Annotated in this window: 1 protein-coding gene; it reads left to right on the top strand. The window is 49.3% G+C overall.

Annotated elements, in window-relative coordinates; translation table 11 throughout:
• Positions 1 to 200: 200 nt before the first annotated feature.
• Positions 201 to 343, top strand: a 143-nt coding sequence (locus tag AC0QH1_RS07035) for an RRXRR domain-containing protein (protein WP_324630277.1), incomplete at its 3' end; no start/stop codon positions are given.

Genomic DNA, 343 nt, shown 5'->3' with positions numbered 1-343 from the left:
CGCATACGCGCAGCTTGGACGACCCAACGTCTAACTAAGAGTTGGCGCTTACCATGCAGCCAAAAACGATAACACCTCCGGGTATTTCCCTAGCCCGGACTATTTGTTGGTCTTCTTGGGTGAAGGCACTGGGTTATTCCAGGACACAACGTTTTTGGTGGTCGTAGGGACACGCAACTATTTCTAATAGGATTATCTCCATGATTAGAGTGCCAGTTCAAAATCCAGACGGTTCCCCTGCAATGCCTACAAAAGCATCGCGGGCGCGTCGTTGGGTAAAGGAAGGAAAAGCAACTTCCCATTGGAATGATGCAGGCTTGTATTATGTCCGATTAGCTGCCGA

Source organism: Phormidium sp. CCY1219, assembly GCF_055795085.1.
Note: the sequence above shows the minus strand (reverse complement) of the source record. Positions and strands in the feature narration are given on the sequence as shown.